Genomic DNA, 6,636 nt, shown 5'->3' on the forward strand with positions numbered 1-6,636 from the left:
GGTGGAGTCATTAATGGAATACATTATTTCAGCAAAAACAATTAATAAAATTTACCCTAATGGCTGCCATGCGCTCAAGGACGTATCGGTAAATGTAGAAAAAGGGGAGGTGATTGTCATCGTAGGACCGTCAGGTTCTGGTAAGTCAACATTCTTACGGACGATCAATCAATTAGAGACAATAAATAGTGGGTCTATAATCGTAGATGGTATCGATATGTACCACAAATCTACGGATATAAATAAACTACGCGCTGATGTGGGCATGGTATTTCAAGGCTTCAACCTTTTTCCACATAAAACGGCGATAGAGAACGTCATGTTAGCACCTTTAAAGGTTTCTAAACGTGACCCTGAATCGGTGAAGAAAGAAGCAAAAGATTTGCTTTATAAAGTCGGTCTGTCGGAGAGAATGGATAATTATCCTAATCATTTATCAGGTGGACAGCAGCAGCGCGTCGCAATCGCTCGTGCGTTAGCAATGAAGCCCAACATTATGTTGTTTGATGAACCCACATCAGCACTAGACCCTGAAATGGTTGGAGAAGTTCTTGATGTGATGAAAGATTTGGCCAGGGACGGAATGACCATGGTCGTGGTTACTCATGAAATGGGTTTCGCAAAAGAGGTCGCTGATAGGGTGTTGTTTATGGAAGATGGTGAGCTTTTGGTTTCTGACTCTCCTGAGCGATTTTTTGATAACCCCTCCAATCCTAGATTACAGAAGTTTTTATCTAAGGTCTTATAATAAAAAGAAAATTTGATTGAGGGTTAGTCCCTCAATCACTTCATGCACTATTGTGGCTCGTAACGCCCGCCTCGCCGAGAGACATAGATAATGGGATTTTTACTCGAAGTTAATGGCGATAACATTAGCTTGGTCCGAATGAAAGGTCTGGTAAATACTAGAGTGTTTAATCAGCCATTAAGTCTTTGTTCACTTTAAACATAACAATTTCATTTTGAATTGATAAAAATTGTGTTTGAATAGAGCTTATGGATGTTTGGCGGTATGGATGTCTAAATGAAGAAAGTAACAATTTTAGATGGTGGCATGGGGCGAGAGTTAAAACGTATTGGCGCCCCTTTTTCTCAGCCGCTTTGGAGTGCACAAGCGCTAATTGAATCACCACAATATGTAAAAATGGCACATGAGAATTTCATAGACGCTGGCGCAGAGATTATCACTGTCAACAGTTATGCATGTGTTCCATTTCACTTAGGCGAGGAACTCTATGCAAAACGGGGGACTGAGTTAGCAAAATCTGCAGCCAAAATTGCCAGAGATGTAGTCACCAGCTCTAACGATAGAGTGCTCGTTGCGGGTTCTCTTCCTCCTGTAATGGGGTCTTACAGGCCTGAATTATTCGAGCCGAAAAGGGCACTGGAAGTGGCTTCTGAGTTATTTGAAGCTCAAGATCAATATGTTGATATTTGGTTAGCTGAGACCGTGTCTAGCCTCGCTGAAGTTGAAGTTCTATCAATAATTTTAGCCAAAACAGATAAGCCCAATTATCTTGCTTTCACCTTAATGGATGAGCCTAACTCTTTGCCTCGCCTTCGCTCAGGGGAATCTCTTAAAGTCGCGGTTAATACGCTGTTGAAAACAAATGTTTCAGGTATCTTTTTCAATTGCTCTATTCCTGAAGTTGTCGAGCAATCGATCATTGATACACAAGCAGTATTGAGTGAGTCAGGTAGAGAATTGACGATAGGTGTTTTCGCAAATAGCTTTGCTCCGATAAAGCAAGCGCACCAAGCCAACGAGACCATTCAGGAAGTTCGTCATTTCTCTCCGACTGAATATCTTGAGTATGCTAAAAAGTGGCATGCGCAGGGAGCGAGCATTATTGGTGGTTGCTGTGGGATTGAACCACGTCATATTAAATTGCTAGCGACTTGGAGAGACACTCTCGAAAACGCCTAATTTTGGTGAAGCGCAGGGAAGTATGACAAGAGATTTTGTTTTTTATTCATCGTTATAGATAAAATAAAGGCCTTTCATATCTGGCAAAGTAACAAGATGCTTTAACTTGCTCATTCATTACCTTGCCAGTTTGCCTCGAGACTTTTATTAATTATTTTTGGTTCAGATTAACGACAATCTTTCCAACTGTTCTCTGATTTCGCATGTCCAAGAGTGCGTTACCTACATCTTCTAAGCCGATGATCTTCAGTTTCGGTACTTCCAATTCTCCATTTTCTAATAGCTCAGACACTTCCTTTCCGGCATTAACGATACTTGCAAACCCTCTCTCGCCAAAGACATGACCAGAGCCCAAACTTATTTGGTGGAAGCCCAAGCCTTTTAAGAAGGCATCTGGATATTGAGAAGGGTCGACAGTCTTGACGAGCTCCACCATTTCGCCCTCAAAGGTTAACACCGAGGCTGCAATTCGGTCGTTATCACCGCCTACACAATCGAGTGCAACCTCAACGCCATGATTTCCGGTAATGTCCATTACTCGCTGAACTACATCTTCATGATGATAATCAATCATATGGGTTGCTCCTAACGAGGACAAATATGCGTGATTAGCTTCTGAACTAGTAGCAATGATCTGTTCAACACCAAATGTCTTTGCTAACTGAATAGCAAAGCTTCCAACGCCACCAGCACCTCCGGCGATAAAAATGCTGCTTCGATTTGAAATATCGAGCTTGTCTACCAAAGCGCGATATGCGGTCCAGGCTGCGCAAGGTGTAGATGCTGCCACTTCAACCGGAACCTGAGGGTGCTTTATAAGCGTTCTTGAATCATGGATAGCAAATTCAGCGAATCCTCCGTGATGGCGTCTCATGTTTCCGTGATACAACACTTTATCGCCAACCTTCCAATCAACGACCGCATCGCCTACAGAGACTATTTCTCCTGATACGTCTAACCCGCCAACAAAATTGTTATCCATGTTAGTGACCATGTCTGACCAATAATGAATTTTTGCATCGACAGGGTTCAAACCAACAGCGTTAACTTTAACCAATACATCAAATTGGGTTTCTAGTTTTGGTGTAGGTAATTCGGATAAAGAGAAAGTATCTTTATCTCGTTGGTAAGTTATCGCTCTCATAGGTTTTCCTTATTATTAAGAATGGTCGAAAGTCATACTAACTCAGAGGGTGTTGCTGCAATAATTATGGTTTTTTCTTATTTTGATAATTTTAGGTTATGTTTGATAAAAAGGATTCGAGATGCTCTGAAATTATCATCGACAACCAGTCTGCATAGCTAACGACATGTAACTTTATGATAAGTAATGACTAGTTTTATTATTCCATTTTTATGGAAATATTTTGTTGATCTTTTGTTTTGTGATTCTATAATTCCAGAAATATCGAAATAAAGGCTTATCTATCAGGTAAGCTTGTTAGCGAAAAATGACGAGGAGAGTAAATGTGAATACAGAAATTATAACTATGGCTAAAGAAGCGCTGGATATGTTTGCGTTTCTAGCAACCGAACTTATCATCTTATTTCTGGCAATTAGCTACATTGTCGGTGTGTTGCAAGATTTTCTAACGCCAGAAAAAATTCAATCTATTCTCAGCTCGAAAAAGGGTAAAGGTTACTTCATTGCTGCGTTGCTAGGTTCGATTACGCCTTTCTGTTCGTGTTCGACCATTCCTTTCTTAAAAGGCTTGTTGCGTGCAAGAGCAGGTTTTGGACCTATGATGGTGTTCCTATTTGCAAGCCCGTTGCTTAACCCAGTGATTATTGGCTTGTTTGTGGTGACTTTTGGTTGGAAAGTTGCGGTATTTTACTTTGCTATCGCGATGTCAGTATCAGTGGTAGCAGGCTATGTACTTGAAAAACTAGGGTTTGAACGTTACGTCAAACCAGAAGCATATCAAGCGGTAGGTTCTTCTTCGTGCGGTACTTCTTGTGGCGATTCAAGCAAGAAAAAAGAAGAAGCGAGACCAGCATCAAGCTGTGATACCAGCGCCTGCAATGAACCTACGCCAGTTGCGGCGAAAACATCTTGTTGTGGTGATGTACCAAAACCTGAACCTAAAGTGGAAGTGTCCTGCTGTTCATCTGGCGGTAGTGCAACAGCGACAGTCGTGGAAGAGAAAGAGCCTAGCCGCTGGGTACGTATTTGGCAATCAACTTGGAAAGACTTTAAGCAAGTGTTCCCTTATCTCATGATGGGCATTGCGATTGGTTCATTTATCTATGGCTTCATCCCGACGGAGTTCATTGCGGAGTTCGCTGGTGAAGCGAAGTGGTACGCGATTCCGGTCGCAGCAATCATTGGTATTCCATTGTACATCCGTGCAGAGGCGGTCATTCCACTTAGCGCGGCACTAGTACAAAAAGGTATGGCTCTTGGATCTGTTATGGCGCTTATTATTGGTAGTGCTGGCGCAAGTCTTACAGAAGTGATTTTGTTGAAATCAATTTTTAAGAACCAAATGATCGCTGCCTTCCTAATCGTTATCTTAACGATGGCCATGGGAGCGGGTTACTTATATAGCTGGGCTTTTTTATAAAAATAACCCTCGGGCGATTGCTCGAGGGCTCTGTTTTTGTCGCCATATAGGGAAAGGGAAGTTTCCTATACCGCGCAGACTATAAAAAAATAACGAGGTTACTCGTAAATACTATAGGAGAAATACTTGCTGGCGATGGTTTTATGCTTACCGCTCTGGATCAATTTTTGTATTCCGCTATCGAGTAATGCTTTTAATTCTTTGTCTTGCTTTCTCACTGCTACGCCAATGCCACGGCCGAACCACTTTTCCTCTGTAAACGCTGGTCCAGTAAAGTGATAGCCTTTACCTTGTGCAGTTTCAAGAAAACCAGCACTTAAACCGATTGAGCCGCCAAATACAGCATCTAACCGTCCATTGAGTAGATCGATAAATGCCTCATCGAACGTACCATAACGACGAATATCAATATCTGGATACAAGGCAGAAAGGTACTTATCACCAATTGTGGCTCTTTGAACTCCAATAGATAAACGATTTAGGCTGCCGTCATCCATGTTGATTTCTCTATCATTTTTCATTACAAAACGAGTCGGTACTTTTGCATAAGGGACGGTGAAATCGACTTTCTTTTCTCGTTCTTCTGTGATTGTCATTGCAGCAATAATCGCATCGTTCTTGCGACTAAGGAGAGAAGGGATGATGCCATCCCAATCCATTTTTGAGATAACGCACTTTACTTCTAACTCTTTGCATAACGCGTTAGCGAGGTCGACTTCAAACCCTTCTAGCTTTCCCTCTTTTGTCGTCCAGCTAAATGGGGGGTAAGCCCCTTCAACAGTGAAGCGAATTTGTTTCCACTCTTTCGCATGGCTGAAAACTGAAAATAAGCTAATAAACAATACGACTATCCATTTCATAAACGTTTCCTTGTAACTGTTTGGAAACCAATGTTTAACACAAAGTAAGCAAATATCAATGAAAGTGCATATATGTGTGACCTTTCGCCCGCATTGTGTGAGCGAAAGGTTTTGCGTGTATTACAGCTTATCTTCAATAGTTACGAGGGGAACTCTCGTTGAGACAGCGTGAAGTGCAATGTTGTGAATCATTTCATCGACCGTGGTACAGCTATCCATTAAGATCGAAACATCATACTTGTCCGCAGATTTTGAAATAGCAGTATGTGTCACGCAGTTTTGTGTCATCATTCCGCATACAAGTAACTCCGTTACATTTTTGCTTGCCAATACTTCTTCTAAACGTGTTCCTTCAAAGCTATCTGCGAAGTGCTTTACCACGATTTCGGAATTCGGCGCTAAAGCAAGAACTTCTGGGTGAATATTGGCACCGTCGCTGCCTTCATTGAAGAATGGGGCAATGCCCATGGCAGGATCGGCAATATGCTGAATATGAATCACAGGAATGTTTTGCTCATTGGCTTTAGTTATTGCTCTCTTAACATTGTCTAAAGTTGATTCTGTATTCCATAAAGGAAACTTTCCTTCCGTGAAATAGTCGTTTTGCAAATCAATTACAAGTAGGGCTTTTTGAGTCATTTTCTTTTCCTTTTATTGAGGATCATTGCGATACGAATAATATAAAGACTTTTAGCCACCTTCTTTAGAGTCTAAAATGACACAAAAGAGTCAAAAAGCGACACTTGAAGATAAATGAAAATAGCACTCGTTAATTACCCAGATAGCTCGCAAGCCTCCGTATATGGTTTAAGCGAACTCTTCGAGATGGCAAACCGTGCGGCGGCTAAATTGGGCGTTGATGTGCACTTTGAAGTAGAGATATTGGATCACTGGTCAAACACGCACTTCGATGTGAAAACAGCGGTAATGATTCCGCCTAGCGGCACTGGTCAATATTACTTAGAACCAGAGCCAGAGCTACTCGACTGGTTAAATGTCCAATATAGTAAAGGTGCGATTTTAGCCTCCGCCTGCGCTGGTACTTTTATTCTTGCTCAAACCCAGTTGTTGACCAATAAGTCTTGTACGACACACTGGGGCTTGGCTCCTTCATTAGCGAGTCAGTTTCCCGATATCCACGTAAGACAAGAAGCCATCCTTATTAACGAAGGAACGATCATTACGGCTGGGGGTATGATGTCATGGGTGGATTTAGGTTTGGAGTTGGTTTCCTTATTTGCGTCACCGGCAGTAATGCGCCTGTTAGGAAAAATGTTGGTTATTG

Annotated in this window: 7 protein-coding genes; 4 read left to right on the forward strand and 3 right to left on the reverse strand. The window is 41.8% G+C overall.

Going from position 1 to position 6,636, the window contains the following annotated elements; all coding sequences use genetic code 11:
* Positions 1-13 precede the first annotated feature (13 nt).
* On the forward strand, positions 14-748 hold the full coding sequence (locus IQP38_RS04605; protein WP_193837351.1) for an amino acid ABC transporter ATP-binding protein: 735 nt from the start codon (positions 14-16) through the stop codon (positions 746-748).
* Between the two features lie 276 nt (positions 749-1,024).
* On the forward strand, positions 1,025-1,927 hold the full coding sequence (locus tag IQP38_RS04610; RefSeq protein ID WP_193837352.1) for a homocysteine S-methyltransferase family protein: 903 nt from the start codon (positions 1,025-1,027) through the stop codon (positions 1,925-1,927).
* Positions 1,928-2,078: 151 nt separating this feature from the next.
* Here the strand turns inward: IQP38_RS04610 and IQP38_RS04615 are convergent, their stop codons facing one another.
* The gene (locus tag IQP38_RS04615; protein WP_064376739.1) at positions 2,079-3,071 is read right to left on the reverse strand and encodes a zinc-binding dehydrogenase; all 993 of its coding nucleotides are present in this window, start codon (positions 3,069-3,071) and stop codon (positions 2,079-2,081) included.
* Between the two features lie 346 nt (positions 3,072-3,417).
* Between IQP38_RS04615 and IQP38_RS04620 the strand changes: the two genes are divergently transcribed.
* Positions 3,418-4,491 (forward strand): permease, encoded by a 1,074-nt coding sequence (locus tag IQP38_RS04620; protein WP_228010009.1) that lies wholly within the window; start codon positions 3,418-3,420, stop codon positions 4,489-4,491.
* Between the two features lie 98 nt (positions 4,492-4,589).
* Here the strand turns inward: IQP38_RS04620 and IQP38_RS04625 are convergent, their stop codons facing one another.
* Both IQP38_RS04625 and IQP38_RS04630 read right to left on the reverse strand, forming a co-directional pair.
* On the reverse strand, positions 4,590-5,351 hold the full coding sequence (locus IQP38_RS04625) for a transporter substrate-binding domain-containing protein (protein ID WP_193837353.1): 762 nt from the start codon (positions 5,349-5,351) through the stop codon (positions 4,590-4,592).
* A 120-nt stretch (positions 5,352-5,471) separates the two neighbouring features.
* Positions 5,472-5,990 carry a cysteine hydrolase family protein gene (locus IQP38_RS04630; RefSeq protein WP_054579520.1) on the reverse strand — a complete coding sequence of 173 codons (519 nt, stop codon included), beginning with the start codon at positions 5,988-5,990 and terminating at the stop codon, positions 5,472-5,474.
* Positions 5,991-6,104: 114 nt separating this feature from the next.
* On the opposite strand from IQP38_RS04630, the gene IQP38_RS26245 reads away from it, so the two are divergent.
* Positions 6,105-6,636 (forward strand): DJ-1/PfpI family protein (locus tag IQP38_RS26245; RefSeq protein WP_228009986.1); only part of this gene is annotated, 532 nt, incomplete at its 3' end.

Origin of the sequence: Vibrio sp. OPT41, from assembly GCF_015163595.1 — a bacterium.
Taxonomy (GTDB): Bacteria; Pseudomonadota; Gammaproteobacteria; order Enterobacterales; family Vibrionaceae; genus Vibrio; species Vibrio alginolyticus.

What these genes read in the sequence shown, in the direction of transcription:
- IQP38_RS04630 (WP_054579520.1), bottom strand. Translation starts at nt 5,990, where the DNA reads ATGACTCAAAAAGCCCTACTTGTAATTGATTTGCAAAACGACTATTTC.
- IQP38_RS04610 (WP_193837352.1), top strand. Translation starts at nt 1,025, where the DNA reads ATGAAGAAAGTAACAATTTTAGATGGTGGCATGGGGCGAGAGTTAAAA.
- IQP38_RS04625 (WP_193837353.1), bottom strand. Translation starts at nt 5,351, where the DNA reads ATGAAATGGATAGTCGTATTGTTTATTAGCTTATTTTCAGTTTTCAGC.
- IQP38_RS04605 (WP_193837351.1), top strand. Translation starts at nt 14, where the DNA reads ATGGAATACATTATTTCAGCAAAAACAATTAATAAAATTTACCCTAAT.
- IQP38_RS04615 (WP_064376739.1), bottom strand. Translation starts at nt 3,071, where the DNA reads ATGAGAGCGATAACTTACCAACGAGATAAAGATACTTTCTCTTTATCC.
- IQP38_RS04620 (WP_228010009.1), top strand. Translation starts at nt 3,418, where the DNA reads ATGGCTAAAGAAGCGCTGGATATGTTTGCGTTTCTAGCAACCGAACTT.